This window comes from Enterobacter sp. Tr-810, assembly GCF_011752765.1.
In the GTDB taxonomy this organism is placed as follows: Bacteria; Pseudomonadota; Gammaproteobacteria; order Enterobacterales; family Enterobacteriaceae; genus Enterobacter; species Enterobacter soli.
In genome coordinates, this window is the sequence record NZ_VWWW01000001.1 from 804,313 (window position 1) to 825,641 (window position 21,329).

A 21,329-nucleotide genomic window follows, 5' to 3' on the forward strand; every position below is an offset into this window, starting at 1 on the left:
CACAATATTATTTGGAATTAATAATTCTATCATAGTTTCTTATGAATTTTTCAAGAAGCTATCAATAAATATCACCAGCAATATAATAAACTCAAAATAAAATATACGCTCATTAGCATAAACCAACACACATTAAGAACTTTGTTATGGTGTGTTTTTAATAATTATAAGTGATTACGAAATGACCAAAACATCGAATAAAATATATTTTATAGAAGTACTAAGAGGTCCAGCAGCTCTTCTGGTTGTTGCTTATCACATCGCAGGTATTCTGATGGGAGCCTACTCATTCTGGCCAGGAATGGGACGGGATCTTTTTAGAAATGGTAACATTGGTGTTGATATATTCTTTATGATCAGCGGATTTATTATATGTTACGCCACCAAAAATAAAGAGGACAATTATCGTTCAAGTTTTGTCATACGACGATTCTTTAGAATCTATCCTCTTTTTATCATCTGCTTAACCATAGCCTGGTTAACTTATAACTCTGGATATAGTTATTTAAATTATCTACACTCGGCCACTTTAATGCAAAACAACTACGCTGATAAGGCTCCATTTTTTGGATATAATATGTTGTTCCCTGCATGGACAATAGCATATGAGGTAATGTTCTACTTTGTATTTTATATTGGGATGTGTATTAATCATAAATACAGAGGATTGATTACTGCAATTCTTTTACTCATGGCCATGAGTATAATACAACTTTCGTTTAAAGGTGAATTATCTATATATGGTCATTTTTCATCATATAGAGAAGACATGGGAGTATTCGCTCCTCTCTTGACACTTTTGGGTTCTCCTCTGATGCTGGAATTCATTATCGGAATGGGATGCTATTATCTCTATAATGTCCTTAGAACAAGTGAGAACATCACTGTTTCATCATTTTTCCTGACATTATCAATAATAGCCGTGTCAATGATGTACTTTGTTGATCTTCATAGCCATGGGATTACTGAGAAAGGTATTGTGGCTGCGGCCATATTTATACCACTTATGTTGTCAGAAATGACAGGCATGAAGCTTAAGTCTAAAATATCAAGATTTTTTTCAGATATTTCATATTCATTGTATCTTACACATGCAATGGTTCTTAAGTATTATACTATTTATCTAAAAAACTCTGGGATCAATGACTTCCCAAAAGGGGTTATTTCATTTTTCTCAATCTTAGTAGTCTGCATAGTAGTTGCTTACATCGCACACATCACAATAGAAAAATGGTTTATAACTACTGGAAAGAAAATCATTAATTTTCTTTCTACTAAAGGAAATAATAACGTATTAGAAAAAGAGCCCACGTAATTGAAGCCCCCACAATGTTGGACAACCACCACTGTGGGGGGCTATTCAATCGATTACTTCACTCCAATTCCGTTAAGTTTCCTATATGCTATTGGAATAATTGTCTTAACGATAAGTAGTATCACAATTGATGAAATAAAGCTGATTATAAGTTTACAGAATGAATTGTTAGCAACATATTGACCAACATCGTGAGTAAGTATGTAAAGAATTAGAGGGTGTAAAAGATAAACTCCAAGGGAATACTCCCTGCCTAGATTTGATATTATATTCTCTCTAACGTTAGTATTTACACACAAGCTAAGCAGAGCAATACACACTGGGGTGGCGAATAGTGGAAATTGTCTTTCTACCATATCAGCTTTGTAAATAACTCCAAGCTGGTATACCTCGCCGACCATGAATACCACGCCAAATAAAATTGTAGCTAATGAAATTTTATTTGGAATATTTTTAAGTACCCCACTCTTGGCAAAGTAATGTCCGAGATAAACAAGAGCAAAGGCTATCATAGTTCTTAATGCGTAAAAAATGTAAATTTCATAGTGCAGTGACTTAACCATATCTCCATACCAGCATGCTACTAAAATGGCAGTTGATACCAATATAGAAAACTTGACGCTTACATTTTTTATAAAATAATTTGTTAATATAACGCCAAGAATTAGCGCATTCAAAAACCACAAATGGAAGAATGTTCCGCCATGAAGGGTGTCGTTAGATACAACTTTCCCAATAATCCTCCATGCATCTCCCTGCATCATTCTATATAGAATTGGGATGTACAATATTGAGGACCAGAAAAGAATACTAACAAGCTTGTTAAGCTTTTTGCCCAAATCTTCATGCATGGAGGAGCCCATCAGGTAACCAGAAGCAAGAAAGAAGAACGGAAGCGCCCACCTTGAAGACACTCTGAACAGCTCACCAAAATGCTGTGGCATCTCTGGGAAATTACCCACGTGGACTACTATGATAAAGAAACAAGCAAGAAGCTTCGCTGCATCCAATGCATTGTTGCGCATTTTATGAACACCAAATTAAGAATTATCTGTTGATGCTACAAATTTTTGCTTTTCCAATCAAATGATAATCACATCATGTGACTCAATCTCAAATGCTAATGGTATATGTTGCAACAGAGAAATGATTTTCGAGACCTTGTTTGCGGCAATACTCTTTCCTTCCAACTATTCTCGCGTCCAACAGTTGTCATATCTGAAAAGTCTTGCTGGTATTGGTTGATCTTCCGATTTGCATCACGCAGGGTGAAGTGTCAGTTCTTTTCCCTGAACCTGGCGATGAAGTCATTTGTGCGATGGCAGATGCAGCCTTTCCGATTTTACGTTAAGGCCTCGATGAAAGTGGTCTGTATCTCATATGCTCCAGGCATAGGATGCTCCAATACATCATGGTATACACACCATCGCCAACATTGAGGGTCGATCAAGTGATCATCTGATGCTAAACTCCCGACTTTTCAGAATTTACTGATTTTTCTCATGTTGAAGCTATTTAGCCGTTATGTATCACTTGGCGCTGTCAACACAGCCCTGCACTGGATTTGCTTTGGAGTGCTGTTTCACTTCTTCGGTACAAGCCAGGCACTGGCAAACGTAATCGCGTTCTGCATTGCAGTTACGTTTAGTTTTTTCGCCAACGCAAAATGGACGTTCAAATCAAAGGCTACCTCGGTCCGCTACATGGCGTTTGTAGTATTTATGGGTGCCATGGCCGCTATGACCGGGTATACCGCTGATTTTATCGGGACACCGCCAATTGTTACTTTGATAGCGTTTTCTGGATTCAGTTTGGTTGTCGGGTTCATATACTCAAAATTCATTGTCTTTAGGGATGCGAAATGAAAATTTCTCTGATCGTTCCGGTATTTAATGAAGAGGAAGCAATTCCAATCTTCTATAAAACGGTACGGGAGTTTGAAGAGTTAAAGCAGCATGAAGTCGAGATAGTCTTCATAAATGACGGCAGCAAAGATGCGACAGAATCTATCATTAAAGCGCTTGCTATCGCAGATCCGCTTGTTGTTCCACTTTCATTCACACGCAATTTTGGTAAGGAGCCAGCCCTGTTCGCTGGACTTGATCACGCTACTGGTGAAGCGATTATTCCGATCGACGTTGACCTGCAAGATCCTATAGAGGTAATTCCGCACCTGATTAAAAAATGGCAATCAGGGGCAGATATGGTATTGGCTAAAAGAACCGATCGCTCTACTGATGGAAGACTAAAGAGAAAGACCGCTGAGTGGTTCTATAAACTCCACAACAAAATAAGTAACCCTCAGATTGAGGAGAACGTTGGGGACTTTCGCCTGATGTCTCGTGAAGTGGTTGAAAACATCAAACTCATGCCAGAACGGAACCTGTTTATGAAGGGTGTTCTGAGTTGGGTTGGTGGGCGTACAGATGTTGTTGATTATGCCAGGGCTGAGCGTGTTGCAGGCAATAGCAAGTTCAATGGCTGGAAGTTATGGAACTTAGCTCTTGAAGGAATAACGAGCTTCTCAACCTTCCCATTGCGCATGTGGACTTATATCGGTTTGTTAGTTGCCGGTATGGCATTTATTTACGGCGCATGGATGATTTTAGATACCCTGGCATTCGGAAACCCAGTGCGCGGATACCCTTCTATGCTGGTGTCAATACTCTTCCTCGGTGGAGTTCAGTTGATTGGGATTGGGGTTCTTGGCGAGTACATTGGCAGGATTTATGTTGAGGTCAAAAACCGCCCTCGATATGTTTTGAAGAAATAATTACTGGGAGGATGTGATGATAAAGGCGAAGGGATTTATAGATTGTAAGGAAGAGTGGTTATTCTATCTTTTTGTGTTGTTATCAGTTTTTGTTTTTTTTGGTTTCATTCACCCGACAACAATTTTTAATGGCGATGAATGGTTTAATTTGTCACTTGGGCGTGAAGCATGGCCTGAATGGCATGGTTTTAACCCGATCAAAGTCGTACCGGAGGTATCATTCCCTCTCCTTATTAACGTAGCGTCCTTTGCGCTAACGCCTTTTGGCCTGACATTTCTTCAATCTGCTACATTTTTCACCGCCGCACTGATAGCGGTGCTTGTCGTGGTTTATTTGCGGCAGTTTTATCTTTTCACTATTGAGAAGATGCATTGTTCTCAGTATTCAGGGCTTGTTATTGCCATTTTCCATTACCTATGCCTGTTTGGCTTGTTCAGGACTCTTAATGATAGTAAAAGCACTTATATGTTATGGGAGCAAAACATGACGTGCTATTATCACTATTTATTCCCAGCGCTGATCAATGGCTCTGTTACACTTTACTTTCTGCGTAATGGTCGTGAATTAAAAGGATACTTATCAACCAACCCTGTTCTATCTGGATTCATTTTACTTTCTATATATTTATCAATTTATTCTAATATTTTTTCTAGCGTCATCCTGGCTGTAACATGCGGCTCTGTCCTTTTTGTTAATTTATTTGTGTCTAGATACAAAATTATTGACACAATCAAGGCTTACCCTCTACATGTTCTGGTACTGATGATGTGGGTTGTATCGGCCATCTTTGAGTCTAATGGTGGAAGAGCAGAAAGGATGGGTAAGTCATCGCTAGATATATCTGGCGCGGTTGATAGTGCGTTGTCTCTGCTTTCACAAATGAATGGAACATTCATTACTGTATTTGTTGTTGGCTTTACAGCCTGTATATTTGGATTTTTCGCCAGTGGTAAATTCAAGATTCAGGAAAAGAAAATTGTTCTGATTTGCCTTATCTCATCAATTTTAATACTTACGGCGTTAATTCTTATAAGCGCAAAATCAAGTGCAGGATATGTTGGTAAACCCGTTGTGATGTGGGGGGTGTTCATGTATATGACAGCACTCTCTTCATTTGGATTTTCATTGCTTTTCAGGTCAAACCATGCAAGCTATCTTTCACCAGTAATCATATTTATGCTTATTAACGCCAGCACTAATCAGTCTTATTCTTTGAAAGAGCCACAGAGCAACTCACTGACATATCATAAAGCCAATGCTGTCACACAGGATATGATTGAGCAGATTCAGGCTGCTTTGTCAGAAAACAAAAGAGAAATGATTCTTTATGTTCCTAAATTTGATGGCGATGACAACTGGCCAATACCGATAACCAGATCAAGAGAAATTTCATGGACATTAAAGTCTAATGGTGTAATTGATAAAAATATTACTATCACAATACAGCCAGACAGAAGAAAGAATATTGAATTTGATGTTCATTAAAATAAAGACAATCGGCATATGCCGATTGTCTTTATTGTTTTATCTCGCAAATCTTTTATCCTGAGCGGTAGTTACGTGATAGTATTACCGCTATAGATATTTATTCCTACCCATGCACTACAGGGATGATTAATAAATATTAATATCATTAGGTTAGATAACCTAAACCTGCATCCCCATCACTTCCTGGTACGCAGAAACCAGCTTATTCCTTACCTGAATCCCCATCTGCAACGACACAGATGCTTTTTGCAAATCGGTCATCACATCGTTAAGCGCCACGCCCGGTTCACCCAGACTGAACTTCTCCGCCTGTGTACGCGCAGCGGTCTGGGTATCGCTGATACGGTCAAGAGCGGCGTGCAGTTGCCCCGCAAAGCTGATGGTCGGCTGTTCTTCTGCCACGCTCTGATTACGTGCCGTCATCGCCGTTGCCTGCAACTGACTGATCACCCCTTCAATGCCCTGTATAGCCATGACTTTCCCCTGGATGGTTTTTTACGCGGTCAAGACTAACAGCTTGTCAATAAGATAAAGGCGGTAAATAGCGTAAAAAAACCAGGTTATTTGACGCATAGAAAATCCCGAATCATCAAATAATGGCAGGGCCATCAGTATGGAACTTTTGTCGTGTTTGCCGACCCGGGAGTCAGTTTTGTTTCTCTACACGAATAACGTAACCCACCAGGATTTAAGAGGTGCGCAATGAGTGCGACAGCATCGACAGCACCGCAGACTAAATCACTAGAGTGGATGAACCGCCTTCGCGCGAATCCTAAAATCCCGTTGATCGTGGCAGGCGCTGCCGCAATTGCGATTATTGTCGCGATGGTCTTGTGGGCGAAAAGCCCTGACTACCGCACGCTCTACAGTAACCTTTCCGACCAGGATGGCGGTGCCATCGTCACCCAACTTACCCAGATGAACATCCCTTATCGCTTCGCCGATAACGGCGGTGCGCTTGAGGTTCCCGCGGATAAAGTGCACGAACTGCGTCTGCGTCTCGCGCAGCAGGGCCTGCCAAAAGGTGGCGCGGTAGGTTTTGAGCTGCTGGACCAGGAAAAATTCGGTATCAGCCAGTTCAGCGAGCAGGTTAACTACCAGCGTGCGCTGGAAGGTGAACTGGCCCGCACCATTGAAACATTAGGCCCGGTGAAAAGTGCCCGTGTGCACCTCGCCATGCCGAAACCTTCTCTGTTTGTTCGTGAACAAAAATCCCCGTCTGCTTCTGTGACTGTTAACCTCGAACCTGGCCGCGCGCTGGATGAGGGGCAAATCAGCGCGGTAACGCATCTGGTCTCCAGCGCCGTTGCGGGTTTGCCACCAGGTAACGTGACTCTGGTTGATCAGAGTGGCCATCTGCTGACGCAGAACAACAGCGCCGGTCGCGACTTAAATGACGCGCAGCTGAAATATGCTGCCGATGTCGAAGGCCGTCTGCAACGCCGTATTGAAGCCATTCTTGGCCCGGTCGTGGGGAATTCCAACGTCCATGCGCAGGTTACCGCTCAGATTGACTTCGCCAATAAAGAACAAACGGAAGAACAGTACAGCCCGAATGGCGATCCTGCTCAGGCCGTGATGCGTTCTCGCCAGGTTAATGAAAACGAGCAAGTGGGCGGTCCATACCCGGGTGGCGTGCCAGGCGCACTGTCTAACCAGCCTGCTCCGGCTAACGCTGCGCCAATTTCGACTCCGCCGGCAAACCAGCAGAACGGTCAACAAACGAATCAGCAAACGACCTCTTCAAACACGTCCTCTGGCCCACGTACCAGTAGCCGTAATGAAACGACCAACTACGAAGTCGACCGTACCATTCGCCACACCAAGCTGAACGTGGGTGATGTACAACGTCTTTCTGTTGCCGTGGTTGTAAACTACAAAACGCTGCCAGACGGCAAACCGCTGCCGCTGACCGCCGAACAAATGAAGCAGATCGAAGACCTGACTCGTGAAGCAATGGGTTACTCCGAGAAGCGTGGCGATACCCTCAACGTGGTGAACTCTCCGTTCAACTCGGTTGATGAGACAGGTGGCGAACTGCCGTTCTGGCAACAGCAGGCGTTTATCGATCAGCTGATGTCTGCCGGTCGCTGGCTGCTGGTTCTGATTGTCGCGTGGCTGCTGTGGCGTAAAGCGATTCGTCCGCAGCTGACGCGCCGCGCGGAAGAAGCTAAAGCCGCTCAGGAGCTCATGAATACGCGTCAGGAAGTGGAAGAAGCCGTTGAAGTTCGCCTGAGCAAAGACGAACAAATGCAGCAGCGTCGTGCTAATCAGCGCATGGGTGCTGAGGTAATGAGTCAACGTATTCGCGAAATGTCAGATAACGATCCGCGCGTCGTCGCGCTGGTCATCCGCGGCTGGATGGGTAACGAACATGAGTAATACGCTTACAGGTACCGATAAAAGCGTCATCCTGCTGATGACCATTGGCGAAGACCGCGCGGCAGAGGTGTTCAAACACCTCTCCCAGCGGGAAGTGCAAATTCTCAGTGCGGCAATGGCGAACGTTCGTCAGATCTCCAATAAACAGCTGACCGAAGTGTTGGCTGAGTTTGAGCAGGAAGCCGAGCAGTTTGCCGCGCTCAATGTCAACGCTAACGAATACCTGCGCTCTGTGCTGGTCAAGGCGCTTGGCGAAGAACGCGCCGCCAGCCTGCTGGAAGATATTCTGGAAACCCGCGATACCGCCAGCGGTATCGAGACGCTCAACTTTATGGAGCCGCAGAGTGCCGCCGACCTTATTCGCGACGAGCACCCGCAGATTATCGCCACCATCCTGGTTCACCTCAAACGTGGCCAGGCGGCCGATATTCTGGCGCTGTTCGATGAACGTCTGCGTCACGATGTGATGCTGCGTATCGCTACCTTTGGCGGTGTCCAGCCAGCGGCACTGGCAGAACTGACCGAAGTGCTGAACAACCTGCTCGATGGCCAGAACCTCAAGCGCAGCAAAATGGGCGGCGTGAGAACGGCGGCAGAGATCATCAACCTGATGAAAACGCAGCAGGAAGAGGCGGTTATTACGGCGGTTCGCGAGTTCGACGGCGAGCTGGCACAGAAAATTATCGACGAGATGTTCCTGTTCGAAAACCTGGTCGAAGTGGACGATCGCAGCATCCAGCGCCTGCTCCAGGAAGTGGACTCCGAATCGCTGCTTATCGCCCTCAAAGGTGCCGAACAGCCACTGCGCGAGAAGTTCCTGCGCAACATGTCTCAGCGTGCAGCCGATATCCTGCGCGACGACCTTGCCAACCGTGGCCCGGTGCGTCTGTCTCAGGTGGAAAACGAACAGAAAGCCATCCTGCTTATTGTTCGTCGTCTGGCAGAAACCGGCGAGATGGTGATTGGCAGCGGAGAAGACACGTATGTCTAATGAGCTGCCGTGGAAGCGCTGGACGCCCGACGATCTGGCCCCTCCTCTTTCCGAGTTTACCCCGGCTATGATATCGCCCGACGAGGGCGATACAGGCACAGAACTCCCTGAGCTCAGCGAAGAAGAGCAACGTGCGCAGATGCTGGCGCAAATGCAAATGCAGGCGCACGAACAGGGGTATAACGCGGGTTTACATGAAGGACGGCAGACTGGCCAGGAGCAGGGTTATCAGGAAGGTCTGGCGAAAGGGTTAGAGCAAGGTATTGAACAGGCGCGCCAGCAACAGGCGCCGCTTCATGCCCGGATGCAGCAGCTGGTCAGCGAATTCCAGCACACCCTTGATGCGCTTGACAGCGTGATTGCCTCGCGCCTGATGCAGATGGCGCTTGAAGCCGCGCGTCAGGTCATTGGCCAGACGCCAACGGTAGATAACTCGGCACTGATCAAACAAATTCAGGGCCTGCTTCAGCAGGAGCCATTGTTCAGCGGTAAACCGCAGCTGCGCGTTCATCCTGACGATCTACAGCGTGTGGAAGAGAGCCTCGGCGCCACGCTCAGTCTGCATGGTTGGCGTCTTCGCGGCGATCCTTCCTTACACCACGGCGGCTGCAAAGTCTCTGCGGATGAAGGTGATCTGGATGCCAGCGTCGCCACCCGCTGGCAGGAACTGTGCCGCCTGGCGGCACCGGGAGTCGTCTGATGACCGCACGCCTCACTCGCTGGCTTACCACCCTTGATAACTTCGAAACGAAGATGGCGCAACTGCCATCTGTTCGTCGTTATGGGCGTTTAACCCGCGCTACAGGCCTGGTGCTCGAAGCCACGGGCTTGCAGCTTCCGCTGGGCGCCACCTGCGTGATCGAACGTCAGGACGGGATCGAAACCCGCGAAGTGGAAAGTGAAGTCGTTGGCTTTAACGGTCAGCGTCTGTTCCTGATGCCGCTTGAAGAGGTCGAAGGCATTCTGCCCGGCGCGCGCGTCTATGCAAAAAACAACTCAGGCGATGGTCTGCAAAGTGGCAAACAGTTGCCGCTTGGCCCGGCGCTGTTAGGCCGCGTGCTGGACGGGAGCGGCAAGCCGCTTGACGGTCTGCCCTCCCCTGACACCACCGAAACCGGGGCGCTGATCACTCAGCCATTTAACCCGCTGCAACGTACGCCTATCGAACATGTGCTTGATACCGGCGTGCGCCCGATTAACGCCCTGCTCACCGTCGGACGCGGGCAGCGTATGGGTCTGTTCGCCGGTTCCGGCGTGGGTAAATCGGTACTGCTCGGCATGATGGCGCGTTACACCCAGGCCGACGTTATCGTCGTGGGGCTTATCGGTGAACGTGGTCGTGAAGTAAAAGACTTTATTGAAAATATTCTGGGTGCTGAAGGCCGCGCCCGCTCGGTGGTGATCGCCGCCCCGGCGGATGTTTCCCCGCTGCTGCGTATGCAGGGTGCAGCCTACGCCACCCGTATTGCAGAGGATTTCCGTGATCGCGGGCAGCACGTGCTGCTGATCATGGATTCCCTGACCCGTTATGCGATGGCGCAGCGTGAAATCGCGCTGGCTATCGGTGAGCCACCAGCCACCAAAGGCTATCCACCTTCGGTGTTTGCCAAGTTACCAGCGCTGGTTGAACGTGCGGGTAACGGCATCACTGGTGGCGGTTCGATTACCGCGTTTTACACGGTTCTGACCGAAGGCGATGACCAGCAGGACCCGATTGCCGACTCCGCGCGTGCGATCCTTGACGGTCACATTGTGTTATCCCGTCGTCTGGCTGAAGCCGGGCACTATCCGGCTATCGATATCGAAGCCTCGATCAGCCGTGCGATGACGGCACTGATTACCGAGAAGCACTACGCCCGCGTGCGTAACTTCAAACAACTGCTATCCAGCTTCCAGCGTAACCGCGACCTGGTGAGCGTGGGGGCGTATGCCAAAGGCAGCGACCCGATGCTCGACAAAGCGATTGCTCTGTGGCCGCATCTGGAAGCATTCCTGCAACAAGGTATTTTTGAACGCGCCGACTGGGACGATTCGATTCAGGCTCTGGAGCTGATTTTCCCGCAGGTGTAATACAGGTGGAGGGCGAAGGTCATGGCGCAAAACAGCGCGTTATCAACGCTAAAAGATCTGGCTGAAAAAGAAGTTGATGATGCCGCATTGCAGCTTGGCGCAATGCGACGCGGGTGCCAGCAGGCTGAAGAACAGTTGAAGATGTTGATCGACTATCAGCATGAATATCGCACCAACCTCAATACCGACATGACACAGGGCATTGGTAGCCAGCGCTGGATTAACTATCAGCAGTTTATCCAGACGCTTGAAAAGGCGATTGAACAGCATCGCCAGCAGCTTAACCAGTGGACCCAAAAAGTCGATACGGCGCTGAACTTTTGGCGCGAGAAAAAACAGCGGCTCCAGGCATGGCAAACCTTGCAGGACCGGCAAGTGGCAGCAACTACCCTCGCCGAGAACCGCCTGGACCAGAAAAAAATGGATGAGTTTGCACAGCGCGCATCAATGAGGAAACCTGAATGATCACACTGCAACAACTGCTGATGACCGACAGTGACCTGTCAGGCGGCACGCAGACGGGAAAAGGCACCGACGGTGCACAAGATTTTCTCTCCCTGCTGGCGGGCGCCCTGACGGATACCACCGGTCAAGGTAAAGATGCGCCGCTGACCCTTGCCGACCTGAAAGCGGCCGGCAGCAAGCTGGCAAAAGTCGCACAGGATAAAGACGGCGATACCACGCTTCAGGCAAAAATTGCCGATCTGTTGTCACGCCAGGACACGCTTACCGGGGATGAAACTGCGCAAACCACCGCGCTGCAAAGCCTGGTTTCCGGGCTGATGCCAGCAACCCATAGTGATGCCCTGAAAAGCCTGACGTCAACGGCTGCCAAAGATGACAGCAAAACCGACCTCAGCGAAGAAGAGCTGGCCGGATTAAGCGCGCTGATGGCAATGCTGCCGCATCAGCAGACCGCAACCCCGGTTTCCACCCAGGCCGTCAGCACTGAAGGCGTGGCCGAGAAAGTGCTGGCAGGCACCTCTCTGGCACAAACCAGCACCGGGCAACAACCGGCCCTGACGACCGCCTCGGGTGCACATGAAAAAGCACAGTCTGCGCTTGCGTACGCACCTCAGCCGCAAACCGCTGATGCATCGGCCGCTAACGCTCCGCTGACGCCCGCCGTAGCCGTTACCGCTGAGAAGCAGGACCTGGCAAGCCAGTCTTCTTCCACCAGCCCAACGGCAACGCTTGCGCCAATCGTCAGCAGCCAGGCCACCTCTCAGCCCGCCGCCACGGTCGCTACCGCGCCGGTACTGAGCCAGCCGCTTGGCACCAGTGAGTGGCAGCAGACCCTGAGCCAGCACATCACCCTGTTCACCCGACAAGGGCAACAAACGGCCGAGCTGCGCCTGCACCCGGAAGATCTGGGCCAGGTACAAATTTCGATTAAGCTTGATGATAACCAGGCGCAGTTGCAGATGGTGTCTGCGCACAGCCACGTACGTGCGGCACTGGAAGCGGCGCTGCCGGTTCTGCGTACTTCGCTTGCTGAGAACGGTATTCAGCTTTCACAAAGCAGCGTCAGCAGCGAAAGCTTCTCAGGCCAGCAGCAGTCTGCCTCACAGCAGCAACAGCAGGCTTCGCGTTCCGGCCAGCAGGGCGGCTTTAATGAAGAGAGCGATGAGCTACTGCCAGCCCCTGTCACACTGCAATCCGCCGCGCGTGGAAACAGTGCTGTAGACATCTTCGCCTAAACGCCAGAGGTAACGTGATTATCCCCGTCTTTTCCACGCTTTGAGATAAGGCGGACACGGGATAATCACCTTATTAAGCTGTACCGAAACAGGAAGCTCGTATCAGATGACTGACTCCGCTATCACCAAAAAAAGTAAGCGTTCCATCTGGATCCCGCTGCTGGTGTTGATCACGCTCGCCGCCTGCGCTACCGCGGGCTATAGTTACTGGCGTATGCAGCAGGAACCCTCCTCTGCTACGGCCAAGACCGAACCGCCACCACCACCGGCGCCGGTATTCTTCCCACTGGATACCTTCACCGTTAACCTGGGTGATGCGGATCGTGTGCTTTATGTTGGCATCACGCTGCGCCTGAAAGACGAAGCCACCCGTTCTCGTCTGAACGATTACCTTCCTGAAGTGCGTAGCCGTCTTCTGCTGCTGTTCTCTCGTCAGGATGCTTCTACGCTTGCCACCGATGACGGTAAGCAGAAGCTGGTCGATGCCATTAAACAAACGCTGGCCACGCCGCTGGTAAATGGTCAACCTAAGCAGGAAGTCACTGACGTTCTGTATACAGCCTTCATACTGCGGTAACGACATGGGCGACAGTATTCTTTCTCAGGCAGAAATCGATGCGTTGCTTAACGGCGACAGCGATAAGAGTGATGATCCGCAACCGGGTCTGAGTGGCGATGACAATATTCGTCCCTATGACCCGAATACCCAGCGTCGCGTGGTGCGCGAGCGTCTTCAGGCGCTGGAGATCATCAACGAACGTTTTGCACGTCAGTTCCGTATGGGGCTGTTTAACCTGCTGCGTCGTAGCCCGGATATCACCGTCGGTGCGATCCGCATTCAGCCGTATCATGAGTTTGCCCGCAACCTGCCGGTGCCGACCAACCTTAACCTTATTCATCTGAAACCGCTGCGCGGCACCGGGCTGGTTGTGTTCTCGCCAAGTCTGGTCTTCATTGCGGTCGATAACCTGTTTGGTGGTGATGGCCGTTTCCCGACGAAAGTTGAGGGACGTGAGTTTACCCACACCGAACAGCGCGTTATTAACCGAATGCTGAAGCTGGCGCTGGAGTCCTATAGCGACGCGTGGAAAGCGATTAACCCGCTGGACGTGGAGTACGTGCGTTCCGAGATGCAGGTGAAATTTACCAATATCACCACCTCGCCGAACGATATCGTCGTCAACACGCCGTTCCACGTCGAGATCGGCAACCTGACCGGCGAATTTAACATCTGCCTGCCGTTCAGCATGATTGAACCGCTGCGCGAGCTGCTGGTGAACCCGCCGCTTGAGAACTCGCGTAACGAAGATCAGAACTGGCGTGAAAACCTGGTGCGCCAGGTTCAGCACTCGCAGCTTGAGCTGATCGCGAGTTTTGCTGATATCCCGCTGCGGTTATCCCAGATCCTGAAATTACAACCCGGCGACGTTCTGCCGATAGAAAAACCCGATCGCATTATTGCCCATGTTGATGGCGTGCCTGTGCTGACAAGCCAGTACGGCACGGTAAACGGCCAGTATGCATTACGCGTTGAACACTTGATCAACCCGATATTGAATTCGCTGAATGAGGAACAGCCCAAATGAGTGACATGAACAATCCGTCCGATGAGAACAGCGGAGCACTGGACGATCTGTGGGCTGACGCGTTAAACGAGCAACAATCCACTCCGGCGAAAAACGCGGCGGATGCGGTATTCCAGCAATTAGGCGGCGGCGACGTCAGCGGCACATTGCAGGATATCGACCTGATTATGGATATCCCGGTTAAGCTGACCGTGGAACTGGGTCGTACCCGCATGACCATTAAAGAGCTGCTGCGCCTGACGCAGGGTTCCGTGGTGGCGCTGGACGGTCTGGCCGGTGAGCCGCTGGATATCCTGATCAACGGTTATCTGATTGCCCAGGGTGAAGTTGTGGTGGTGGCCGATAAATACGGCGTGCGTATCACCGACATCATTACTCCGTCTGAACGTATGCGTCGTCTGAGCCGTTAAGAATGAAAACCGAGGCAACAGTATCGCAGCCCTCAGCCGTACCCGGTTCGCCCCTGCTCCAGGTGAGCGGCGCGCTGTTTGGTATTATTGCCTTTATTCTTATTATCGCCTGGATTGCGAAACGCTTTGGTGTGGCGGGTAAAACCGCCGCCGGGCGCGGCCTTAAGGTCAGCGCCAGCACCACGCTTGGGCCACGTGAACGCGTGGTCATTGTCGATGTTGAAGACGCGCGGCTGGTGCTGGGCGTAACCGCTTCAAACATCAATGTATTGCATAAACTGCCGCCTGCGCCGGTGACGGCCGAGGCGAATGCAGAGACCCCAGCGGATTTTCAGTCCGTCATGAAGAGTTTGCTTAAGCGTTCCGGGAGATCCTGATGCGCCGTTTGTTATCCCTTACGCTTGCGGGCATTGCCCTGTTTGCACCTTCCGTTTACGCGCAACTACCCGGTCTTGTCTCCACCCCGCTCGCCGGTGGCGGTCAAAGCTGGTCGCTTCCAGTTCAGACGCTGGTGTTCATCACCTCGCTGACCTTTATCCCGGCGATCCTGCTGATGATGACCAGCTTTACCCGCATCATCATCGTCTTTGGCCTGCTGCGAAATGCGCTCGGTACGCCATCCGCACCGCCTAACCAGGTGCTGCTGGGCTTAGCCCTGTTTTTAACCTTTTTCATTATGTCGCCGGTTATCGACAAGATTTATACCGACGCCTATCAGCCGTTCAGCGAAGACAAGATTTCGATGCAGGATGCGCTGGAGAAAGGCGCGCAACCACTGCGTGAATTTATGCTGCGTCAGACCCGTGAAGCAGATCTGGCCTTGTTTGCCCGCCTGGCAAACACCGGTGAATTGCAGGGACCGGAAGCCGTGCCGATGCGCATTTTGCTGCCGGCCTACGTCACCAGCGAACTGAAAACCGCTTTCCAGATTGGTTTTACCATCTTTATTCCGTTCCTGATTATCGACCTGGTGATCGCGAGCGTGCTGATGGCGCTCGGTATGATGATGGTGCCGCCGGCAACCATTGCCCTGCCCTTTAAGATCATGCTCTTTGTGCTGGTTGATGGCTGGCAATTGCTGGTCAGCTCGCTGGCACAGAGTTTCTACAGTTAAGGTACGCCGCAATGACGCCAGAATCGGTCATGATGATGGGCACGGAGGCGATGAAAGTCGCGATTGCCGTTGCCGCTCCACTGCTGCTTGTTTCGCTGGTGACGGGTCTTATCATCAGTATTTTGCAGGCCGCCACCCAGATTAACGAAATGACGCTGTCGTTCATCCCGAAAATCATCGCGGTTTTCGTGGCGATGATCGTTGCCGGGCCGTGGATGCTGAATTTGCTGCTGGACTACATGCGTAACTTGTTTACCAATCTGCCGTATATCATCGGCTGATATCACGATGCTGCACATCACAAGCGATCAGTGGGTTCAGTGGCTGGGAGTCTACTTCTGGCCAATGCTTCGCATCATGGCGCTTATCTCAACGGCCCCCATTCTTAGCGAAAAGTCTGTACCCAAGCGGGTCAAAGTGGGGCTGGGCATCATCATTACCATCATTGTGGCCCCTTCGCTTCCGCCGGTGAATATCCCTATTGTGTCGGCAAATGCGCTGTGGGTTGCCATGCAGCAGGTGATGATTGGCGTGGCCGTCGGTTTTACCATGCAGCTTGCGTTTGCGGCAGTACGTACCGCGGGCGAGCTGATTGGCCTGCAAATGGGCTTATCCTTCGCGACCTTTGTTGACCCGGGTAGTCACCTGAACATGCCGGTGCTGGCCCGTATTATCGACCTGCTGGCAATGCTGTTGTTCCTGTCTTTCAACGGGCATTTGTGGTTAATCTCGATGCTGGTGGATACCTTCCACACGCTGCCGATTGGCGAGTCGCCGGTCAACAGTAATGCGTTCCTGGCGCTGACGCGCGCCGCCGGGCTTATTTTCCTGAACGGGCTGATGCTGGCGCTGCCGATCATTACGTTGCTGCTCACAGTTAACCTCTCATTAGGGTTACTGAACAGAATGGCACCGCAGTTATCGGTATTTGTCATCGGTTTTCCGGTGACGCTGACGGTCGGTATTTTATTAATGTCATTACTCATGCCACTTATCGCTCCGTTCTGTGAACATTTATTCAGCGAGATATTCAACCTGTTAGCGGATATTGTCAGTGAACTGCCTCGTAAATAATAACCCGCAATGTCTACATTGTCTTTCTGAGGATATTCCTAAAATAAAACCTGTAAAACATCTTCCAGGATATATCTGACGCGGTTTAATTGTTTCTAACCACCTCACAATACTTAATATTTACTTTACTTTAAGATGATTCCTGGCAAATTATACGTAACTTTACGGGATAGTGAGTTCGCCTGAAAGTCTTTGTCATGCTCACAGGTTTTATTATGTTTTTCCATCCCGTATGGCTGTTTATGAGCTCTCAGGCAGATGGTGAATTATCGTTACGCATTGAGTGAGGGTATGCCATGTCAACGATCATTATGGATTTATGCAGTTACACCCGGCTAGGGTTAACCGGGTACCTGGCAAGCAGAGGGGTAAGAAAGAGGGAAATCAACGATGCACACACCGTTGACGAACTTGCAGCCGCTTGTGACGAACTCAAGCCAGGCGTGGTGTTTATTAATGAGGACTGTTTCATCCACGATCCAGCCAACAGTCAGCAAATAAAGCAAATCATTAATCAGCATCCTAAAACGCTGTTTATTGTTTTTATGGCGATCGCAAATATCCATTTCGATGAATATTTGTTAGTCCGAAACAATTTATTGATCAGTTCTAAGTCGATTAAACCAGAGTCGCTTGATGACATTCTGGGCGATTATTTGAATAAAGAAGTTAAGAATGTAGGAGCGGTTAACTTACCGACCCTATCATTAAGCAGAACTGAATCAAGTATGTTAAAAATGTGGATGGCTGGGCAAGGGACAATTCAGATTTCTGACCAAATGAATATCAAAGCAAAAACGGTATCGTCACATAAAGGAAATATTAAAAGGAAAATTAAAACGCATAATAAGCAAGTGATCTACCACGTCGTCCGCCTGACCGATAATGTGACGAACGGTATTTTCGTCAACATGCGCTAACCCGCTTTTTACCTTTTGTACTCTACCTGTGATCTCTGGCCTGGCCAGAGATTTTTGCATGGGTGTAGCCAGATGTCGGGCACGCAGATTGCCGCCCGACGCGCGATTAGTCTGCCGTTTCCACAAAGATCCCATCCGGGTGCCCCAGTTCGTTGAAGAACCAGATACCGAGCGGGTAGTCTTCCAGTGACACCAGGTACATTGTGCCTTCATTGAACTCTTCTATTGCCAGCACCACGCCTGGGCGGCGCGGCCCACCGTCCGTTTTGACGGTTACCCGATCGTTGACCTTCATACATTCCTCCTGTGGTTTTGAGCCAGTGTAGAACAAATCTCATTAACTGACATCGGCACCTGGTGTGAATGGCGTTTTTGTGTGCGGTCTATACTTAAAAGTGGACGGGTTGAATGAGGTGTAAGTAATGAAGACCGGAAATGAGAAGAGCGATATCGATGTGAATGTCGATGCCCTGCTCGCCGCCATTAATGAAATCAGTGAGAGTGAAGTTCGCCGGCGGGAAGATGACCCCACGCGAGTCATGGTAAACGGGCGGGATTACCATACCTATCGCGAGCTGGCCGAAGCCTTTGAGCTTGATATTCACGACTTTAGCGTGACGGAAATAAATCGTTAACGCGAAAAAAATCCCGGTCATGGGGATGACCGGGATGAAACTTGCTTATGCAAGAAGCACTTGAAAATTCGTTACACCAGGAAATCTGATGTGCCATCCACACTATCCCCAACAATTTTGTATGACAAGGAAATATTCTCTATATAAATATAACTTAGTAAGAATGTGCGTTTTAGTTATGTGTACCAACATGCGCTGTCAGCGGGTTTAACGGTATCGGTTCCATAACAAAACCGTTCGACGCCTTGCTCTTTTTTAGGAATATTCTTAATAGAATTGCTAATCCTTTATCAGGAGTTGTTATGCCTTCACTACAGGACACCCTGCTGGTTTTTACTGACCTTGACGGTACGCTGCTGGACATCCATACCTACGACTGGCAACCCGCGATGCCCTGGCTGGACCGGCTCCAGGACTATCAGATCCCGGTGATTCTCTGTAGCAGCAAGACGGCAGCGGAAGTGATTGCTATTCAGCAGGATCTGGGGCTTGAAGGATTACCGTTCATTGCTGAAAACGGCGCGGTGATCCAGCTGGATGTACGCTGGGAAGCCCACCCGGCGGCACCCAGGCTAATCAAAGGTATATCGCACAGCAACATTCGCCACTTCATCGAACAGCTCCGCCAGCAAGAGGGTTACAAATTCACCACCTTTGACGATGTTGACGAGCGCGTTGTCAGCGAGTGGACGGGCCTGAGTCGCGCCCGTGCGGCGCTAGCGCGCCGGCATGAAGCTTCCGTTACGCTTATCTGGCGCGACAGCGATGAACAGATGGCACGCTTTGAAGACGATCTCGCCCATCGGGGGCTAAAGTTCGTTCAGGGCGCCCGCTTCTGGCACATACTGGATGCGCGTGAAGGGAAAGATCGGGCGGTAAGTTGGTTAATTGAACAATACCGCGCGCTTGAAGGTATCTCCCCTACCACGCTGGGGCTGGGCGATGGCCCCAATGACGCCCCGCTTCTGGACAGCGTTGACTTCGCCGTGGTGGTCAAAGGTATCAACCGCCAGGGCGTACAGCTTAAAGATGATAATCCCGCCCGGGTGTATCACACCAGGCTCGCCGGGCCAGCTGGCTGGCACGAAGGGCTGGATCACTTCTTGTCCTGATCGTCACACACCACCTGATTACGCCCGCGCTGTTTTGCCCGATACAACCGGGCATCCGCGATAGACTGGAGTTGCTCGAAGTCGTAATTGCCTTTCTCCTGCGCGCAGCTTACGCCAAGCGACGCGCTGACCCGTACGGTGGTGCTTTTTTTCACCAGGATCTCTTTACTGTTGATGCGTGAGCGAATGCGTTCTGCTATCTCGGCCGCTTCTTCCAGAGCAATGCCGGGCAGTACCACGCAAAACTCCTCGCCACCCACGCGCCCGGCAACATCGTTGGTGCGTATCGCGCCAGCAATCAGCCCCGCAGAATGCGACAACACCCGGTCACCGGCCTGATGGCCGAAGCGGTCATTAATGCTCTTGAAGTGATCGAGATCGATCTGGATAACCGAGAACGGCAGCGACTGCTGCGCACAGCTTTTCGCCAGGATTTTGGCGCGTTCGAAGAGTGCGCCGCGATTGTTCAGACGGGTTAACGGGTCGTGCCACGCCTGCCACTGCAACGTGTGCTGGAGCGCATACATGTTACTGACCATGCGGCGGATCACCAGCCAGGAGATCAGCAGCATGGCGGTAAAGAGCGCCCACAGCAACGCCAGAACGATACTGATGCTGCCAAAATCGCCCCGTACGCCGTCATGCAGCGTATGAATACGCAGGACAACGCCATCAAAGTGATCCAGCCTTTCCCAGCTCACAAAGCGACTACCCAGCCGGACACCGCCCTCAGTATCGCTTTCAATATCATAAGCTATCTGCGCCAGTTCACGTTCGTCAAAACGGTTAATGCGGCCCACGGTGGGCTCTGAAGAGGCAATCAGGTTGAGTCGGGTATCGTAAAGCTGGTACTCCCCTTCCGTGTGATCGGACGTTGCATCCATCAGGAGACGTTTCATGGTGTTTAGGGCAAAATCCATCGCCACAACGCCGTACCAGTAATGGTCGTAATAGATCGGCACGCTGGCGGTAATCGCTTTCTCACCGTTGGTCCAGGTTGACGGGGACGAGATAAACCAACGGACTCCACGCGCGCGATTTTCACGCTCAGATTGCAGAACAAACCACGGCTGAGTCACCAGCTGATAATAGCGAGGAACGATATCTTCCGTCCGGGAAGTGGTGTCTGTTGAAAGGTAGAACCCGGCACGTGATACATACACAATCCGCTCTTCTTTACGTGTCGCCGAGGTGCCAAGACGCAGCAAATACCCCACCTCAAGCGCAGCGGAAAGCTCGTTGTTCAACAGATCGTCATCGCGATTCAATAGCGTGGTTTTTTCTACAAAAGCATCTGATACGCCGTTTATGGGTAATGTGCGGTCTTTATCAACGGCGATCTGCCAGGAAGGGATGTTACGCAGGCTGTCGAAACGCTGCACCGCGTCATGTAATACGCCGAATGCCAGGGGGACATGGAGCGCATCACGCATACCGTGGCGGAAAAAAAGCAGTTTATCCACGCTGAACTGCAACTGTCTGTCCAGCGCCGTGGCGACCGTTTCCAGATGGTTGCGCTGGCTGGAGACATACGCTCCCTCAAGCACGACCACTTCACGCCAGGTGAGGAGCGTGGAAAAGACTAATACCACCAGAAAACAGAGATTAACAATCAAACGTGGATTGCTGCGTTTATGCAGCCATTGCAGAAAGGTTCGTTTCACCACATAGGTATCGCGCTGCACACACACTCCCTGATTGCCACCCTACAGCCTCCGCCCCAACCCTGGCGCAGAAACATGCAGTACGATTAACCTG

The 21,329-nt window shown here is 50.3% G+C and carries 23 protein-coding genes and 1 pseudogene; 20 read left to right on the top strand and 4 right to left on the bottom strand.

The genetic code is table 11. The features are described from left to right. The first annotated feature begins 181 nt into the window (after positions 1 to 181). Positions 182 to 1,315, top strand: a complete 1,134-nt coding sequence (locus tag F3J30_RS03865; protein WP_166715984.1) for an acyltransferase — start codon at positions 182 to 184, stop codon at positions 1,313 to 1,315. 53 nt (positions 1,316 to 1,368) lie between these two features. Here F3J30_RS03865 and F3J30_RS03870 read toward each other — a convergent pair whose 3' ends face one another. Continuing rightward, positions 1,369 to 2,340 carry an acyltransferase family protein gene (locus tag F3J30_RS03870; RefSeq protein WP_166715986.1) on the bottom strand — a complete coding sequence of 324 codons (972 nt, stop codon included), beginning with the start codon at positions 2,338 to 2,340 and terminating at the stop codon, positions 1,369 to 1,371. Positions 2,341 to 2,817: 477 nt separating this feature from the next. On the opposite strand from F3J30_RS03870, the gene F3J30_RS03875 reads away from it, so the two are divergent. The 3 genes from F3J30_RS03875 to F3J30_RS03885 are packed head-to-tail and all read left to right on the top strand — an operon-like array spanning position 2,818 to position 5,574. Then, a complete protein-coding gene (locus tag F3J30_RS03875) occupies positions 2,818 to 3,180 on the top strand; it encodes a GtrA family protein (protein ID WP_166715989.1) in 363 nt (120 codons plus the stop codon). Continuing rightward, positions 3,177 to 4,088, top strand: coding sequence for a glycosyltransferase family 2 protein (locus tag F3J30_RS03880; protein ID WP_166715991.1), 912 nt, complete (start codon positions 3,177 to 3,179; stop codon positions 4,086 to 4,088). Before F3J30_RS03875 ends, F3J30_RS03880 begins: the two co-directional genes overlap by 4 nt. Before the next feature lie 16 nt (positions 4,089 to 4,104). Continuing rightward, positions 4,105 to 5,574 (top strand): hypothetical protein, encoded by a 1,470-nt coding sequence (locus tag F3J30_RS03885; protein WP_166715994.1) that lies wholly within the window; start codon positions 4,105 to 4,107, stop codon positions 5,572 to 5,574. Positions 5,575 to 5,736: 162 nt separating this feature from the next. Here the strand turns inward: F3J30_RS03885 and fliE are convergent, their stop codons facing one another. Then, positions 5,737 to 6,051, bottom strand: a complete 315-nt coding sequence (fliE, locus tag F3J30_RS03890; RefSeq protein ID WP_014070848.1) for a flagellar hook-basal body complex protein FliE — start codon at positions 6,049 to 6,051, stop codon at positions 5,737 to 5,739. A 228-nt stretch (positions 6,052 to 6,279) separates the two neighbouring features. Between fliE and fliF the strand changes: the two genes are divergently transcribed. The 14 genes and pseudogenes from fliF to rcsA all read left to right on the top strand — a co-directional run bounded on the left by fliF (position 6,280) and on the right by rcsA (position 17,824). Next, complete coding sequence (fliF, locus tag F3J30_RS03895) at positions 6,280 to 7,959, top strand: flagellar basal-body MS-ring/collar protein FliF (RefSeq protein ID WP_166715997.1); 1,680 nt, start codon at positions 6,280 to 6,282, stop codon at positions 7,957 to 7,959. Continuing rightward, positions 7,952 to 8,950 carry a flagellar motor switch protein FliG gene (fliG, locus tag F3J30_RS03900; protein ID WP_166716001.1) on the top strand — a complete coding sequence of 333 codons (999 nt, stop codon included), beginning with the start codon at positions 7,952 to 7,954 and terminating at the stop codon, positions 8,948 to 8,950. Before fliF ends, fliG begins: the two co-directional genes overlap by 8 nt. Then, a complete protein-coding gene (gene fliH / locus F3J30_RS03905; RefSeq protein ID WP_166716004.1) occupies positions 8,943 to 9,650 on the top strand; it encodes a flagellar assembly protein FliH in 708 nt (235 codons plus the stop codon). The genes fliG and fliH overlap by 8 nt, the downstream gene beginning before the upstream one ends. Continuing rightward, the gene (gene fliI, locus F3J30_RS03910; RefSeq protein WP_014070852.1) at positions 9,650 to 11,020 is read left to right on the top strand and encodes a flagellar protein export ATPase FliI; all 1,371 of its coding nucleotides are present in this window, start codon (positions 9,650 to 9,652) and stop codon (positions 11,018 to 11,020) included. The genes fliH and fliI overlap by 1 nt, the downstream gene beginning before the upstream one ends. 21 nt (positions 11,021 to 11,041) lie before the next feature. Then, positions 11,042 to 11,485: a flagellar export protein FliJ gene (fliJ, locus tag F3J30_RS03915; protein ID WP_014070853.1), complete on the top strand. Its 444-nt coding sequence runs from the start codon at positions 11,042 to 11,044 to the stop codon at positions 11,483 to 11,485. Beyond that, positions 11,482 to 12,720, top strand: a complete 1,239-nt coding sequence (fliK, locus tag F3J30_RS03920) for a flagellar hook length control protein FliK (protein WP_166716007.1) — start codon at positions 11,482 to 11,484, stop codon at positions 12,718 to 12,720. The genes fliJ and fliK overlap by 4 nt, the downstream gene beginning before the upstream one ends. Before the next feature lie 106 nt (positions 12,721 to 12,826). Next, positions 12,827 to 13,297, top strand: coding sequence for a flagellar basal body-associated protein FliL (gene fliL / locus F3J30_RS03925; protein ID WP_166716010.1), 471 nt, complete (start codon positions 12,827 to 12,829; stop codon positions 13,295 to 13,297). A 4-nt stretch (positions 13,298 to 13,301) separates the two neighbouring features. After that, positions 13,302 to 14,306, top strand: a complete 1,005-nt coding sequence (gene fliM / locus F3J30_RS03930; RefSeq protein ID WP_014070856.1) for a flagellar motor switch protein FliM — start codon at positions 13,302 to 13,304, stop codon at positions 14,304 to 14,306. Next, the gene (gene fliN, locus F3J30_RS03935) at positions 14,303 to 14,716 is read left to right on the top strand and encodes a flagellar motor switch protein FliN (RefSeq protein WP_166716013.1); all 414 of its coding nucleotides are present in this window, start codon (positions 14,303 to 14,305) and stop codon (positions 14,714 to 14,716) included. Before fliM ends, fliN begins: the two co-directional genes overlap by 4 nt. Positions 14,717 to 14,718: 2 nt before the next feature. Further along, positions 14,719 to 15,093, top strand: coding sequence for a flagellar biosynthetic protein FliO (gene fliO / locus F3J30_RS03940; protein ID WP_014070858.1), 375 nt, complete (start codon positions 14,719 to 14,721; stop codon positions 15,091 to 15,093). Beyond that, positions 15,093 to 15,830: a flagellar type III secretion system pore protein FliP gene (gene fliP / locus F3J30_RS03945; protein ID WP_014070859.1), complete on the top strand. Its 738-nt coding sequence runs from the start codon at positions 15,093 to 15,095 to the stop codon at positions 15,828 to 15,830. Before fliO ends, fliP begins: the two co-directional genes overlap by 1 nt. An 11-nt stretch (positions 15,831 to 15,841) precedes the next feature. After that, complete coding sequence (gene fliQ, locus F3J30_RS03950; RefSeq protein WP_014070860.1) at positions 15,842 to 16,111, top strand: flagellar biosynthesis protein FliQ; 270 nt, start codon at positions 15,842 to 15,844, stop codon at positions 16,109 to 16,111. Between the two features lie 7 nt (positions 16,112 to 16,118). After that, positions 16,119 to 16,911, top strand: a pseudogene (gene fliR, locus F3J30_RS03955) (flagellar biosynthetic protein FliR); the annotation flags it as partial. A 289-nt stretch (positions 16,912 to 17,200) separates the two neighbouring features. Continuing rightward, the gene (rcsA, locus tag F3J30_RS03960) at positions 17,201 to 17,824 is read left to right on the top strand and encodes a transcriptional regulator RcsA (protein ID WP_014070862.1); all 624 of its coding nucleotides are present in this window, start codon (positions 17,201 to 17,203) and stop codon (positions 17,822 to 17,824) included. Positions 17,825 to 17,930: 106 nt separating this feature from the next. Here the strand turns inward: rcsA and dsrB are convergent, their stop codons facing one another. After that, positions 17,931 to 18,119 carry a protein DsrB gene (dsrB, locus tag F3J30_RS03965; RefSeq protein ID WP_014070863.1) on the bottom strand — a complete coding sequence of 63 codons (189 nt, stop codon included), beginning with the start codon at positions 18,117 to 18,119 and terminating at the stop codon, positions 17,931 to 17,933. A 127-nt stretch (positions 18,120 to 18,246) separates the two neighbouring features. On the opposite strand from dsrB, the gene yodD reads away from it, so the two are divergent. Both yodD and F3J30_RS03975 read left to right on the top strand, forming a co-directional pair. Then, complete coding sequence (gene yodD, locus F3J30_RS03970; protein WP_014070864.1) at positions 18,247 to 18,459, top strand: YodD family peroxide/acid resistance protein; 213 nt, start codon at positions 18,247 to 18,249, stop codon at positions 18,457 to 18,459. A gap of 302 nt (positions 18,460 to 18,761) precedes the next feature. Then, positions 18,762 to 19,571, top strand: coding sequence for a mannosyl-3-phosphoglycerate phosphatase-related protein (locus F3J30_RS03975; protein WP_166716015.1), 810 nt, complete (start codon positions 18,762 to 18,764; stop codon positions 19,569 to 19,571). Here the strand turns inward: F3J30_RS03975 and dgcQ are convergent. Further along, positions 19,556 to 21,256: a cellulose biosynthesis regulator diguanylate cyclase DgcQ gene (gene dgcQ / locus F3J30_RS03980; RefSeq protein ID WP_166716018.1), complete on the bottom strand. Its 1,701-nt coding sequence runs from the start codon at positions 21,254 to 21,256 to the stop codon at positions 19,556 to 19,558. The two genes, F3J30_RS03975 and dgcQ, sit on opposite strands and share 16 nt — an antisense overlap. Positions 21,257 to 21,329 lie beyond the last annotated feature (73 nt).

What these genes read in the sequence shown, in the direction of transcription:
- dsrB (WP_014070863.1), bottom strand. Translation starts at nt 18,119, where the DNA reads ATGAAGGTCAACGATCGGGTAACCGTCAAAACGGACGGTGGGCCGCGC.
- fliE (WP_014070848.1), bottom strand. Translation starts at nt 6,051, where the DNA reads ATGGCTATACAGGGCATTGAAGGGGTGATCAGTCAGTTGCAGGCAACG.
- fliI (WP_014070852.1), top strand. Translation starts at nt 9,650, where the DNA reads ATGACCGCACGCCTCACTCGCTGGCTTACCACCCTTGATAACTTCGAA.
- fliQ (WP_014070860.1), top strand. Translation starts at nt 15,842, where the DNA reads ATGACGCCAGAATCGGTCATGATGATGGGCACGGAGGCGATGAAAGTC.
- F3J30_RS03875 (WP_166715989.1), top strand. Translation starts at nt 2,818, where the DNA reads ATGTTGAAGCTATTTAGCCGTTATGTATCACTTGGCGCTGTCAACACA.
- F3J30_RS03885 (WP_166715994.1), top strand. Translation starts at nt 4,105, where the DNA reads ATGATAAAGGCGAAGGGATTTATAGATTGTAAGGAAGAGTGGTTATTC.
- fliF (WP_166715997.1), top strand. Translation starts at nt 6,280, where the DNA reads ATGAGTGCGACAGCATCGACAGCACCGCAGACTAAATCACTAGAGTGG.
- F3J30_RS03880 (WP_166715991.1), top strand. Translation starts at nt 3,177, where the DNA reads ATGAAAATTTCTCTGATCGTTCCGGTATTTAATGAAGAGGAAGCAATT.
- fliL (WP_166716010.1), top strand. Translation starts at nt 12,827, where the DNA reads ATGACTGACTCCGCTATCACCAAAAAAAGTAAGCGTTCCATCTGGATC.
- F3J30_RS03975 (WP_166716015.1), top strand. Translation starts at nt 18,762, where the DNA reads ATGCCTTCACTACAGGACACCCTGCTGGTTTTTACTGACCTTGACGGT.
- fliO (WP_014070858.1), top strand. Translation starts at nt 14,719, where the DNA reads ATGAAAACCGAGGCAACAGTATCGCAGCCCTCAGCCGTACCCGGTTCG.
- yodD (WP_014070864.1), top strand. Translation starts at nt 18,247, where the DNA reads ATGAAGACCGGAAATGAGAAGAGCGATATCGATGTGAATGTCGATGCC.
- fliN (WP_166716013.1), top strand. Translation starts at nt 14,303, where the DNA reads ATGAGTGACATGAACAATCCGTCCGATGAGAACAGCGGAGCACTGGAC.
- F3J30_RS03865 (WP_166715984.1), top strand. Translation starts at nt 182, where the DNA reads ATGACCAAAACATCGAATAAAATATATTTTATAGAAGTACTAAGAGGT.
- rcsA (WP_014070862.1), top strand. Translation starts at nt 17,201, where the DNA reads ATGTCAACGATCATTATGGATTTATGCAGTTACACCCGGCTAGGGTTA.
- fliP (WP_014070859.1), top strand. Translation starts at nt 15,093, where the DNA reads ATGCGCCGTTTGTTATCCCTTACGCTTGCGGGCATTGCCCTGTTTGCA.
- fliJ (WP_014070853.1), top strand. Translation starts at nt 11,042, where the DNA reads ATGGCGCAAAACAGCGCGTTATCAACGCTAAAAGATCTGGCTGAAAAA.
- fliH (WP_166716004.1), top strand. Translation starts at nt 8,943, where the DNA reads ATGTCTAATGAGCTGCCGTGGAAGCGCTGGACGCCCGACGATCTGGCC.
- fliM (WP_014070856.1), top strand. Translation starts at nt 13,302, where the DNA reads ATGGGCGACAGTATTCTTTCTCAGGCAGAAATCGATGCGTTGCTTAAC.
- fliK (WP_166716007.1), top strand. Translation starts at nt 11,482, where the DNA reads ATGATCACACTGCAACAACTGCTGATGACCGACAGTGACCTGTCAGGC.
- F3J30_RS03870 (WP_166715986.1), bottom strand. Translation starts at nt 2,340, where the DNA reads ATGCGCAACAATGCATTGGATGCAGCGAAGCTTCTTGCTTGTTTCTTT.
- fliG (WP_166716001.1), top strand. Translation starts at nt 7,952, where the DNA reads ATGAGTAATACGCTTACAGGTACCGATAAAAGCGTCATCCTGCTGATG.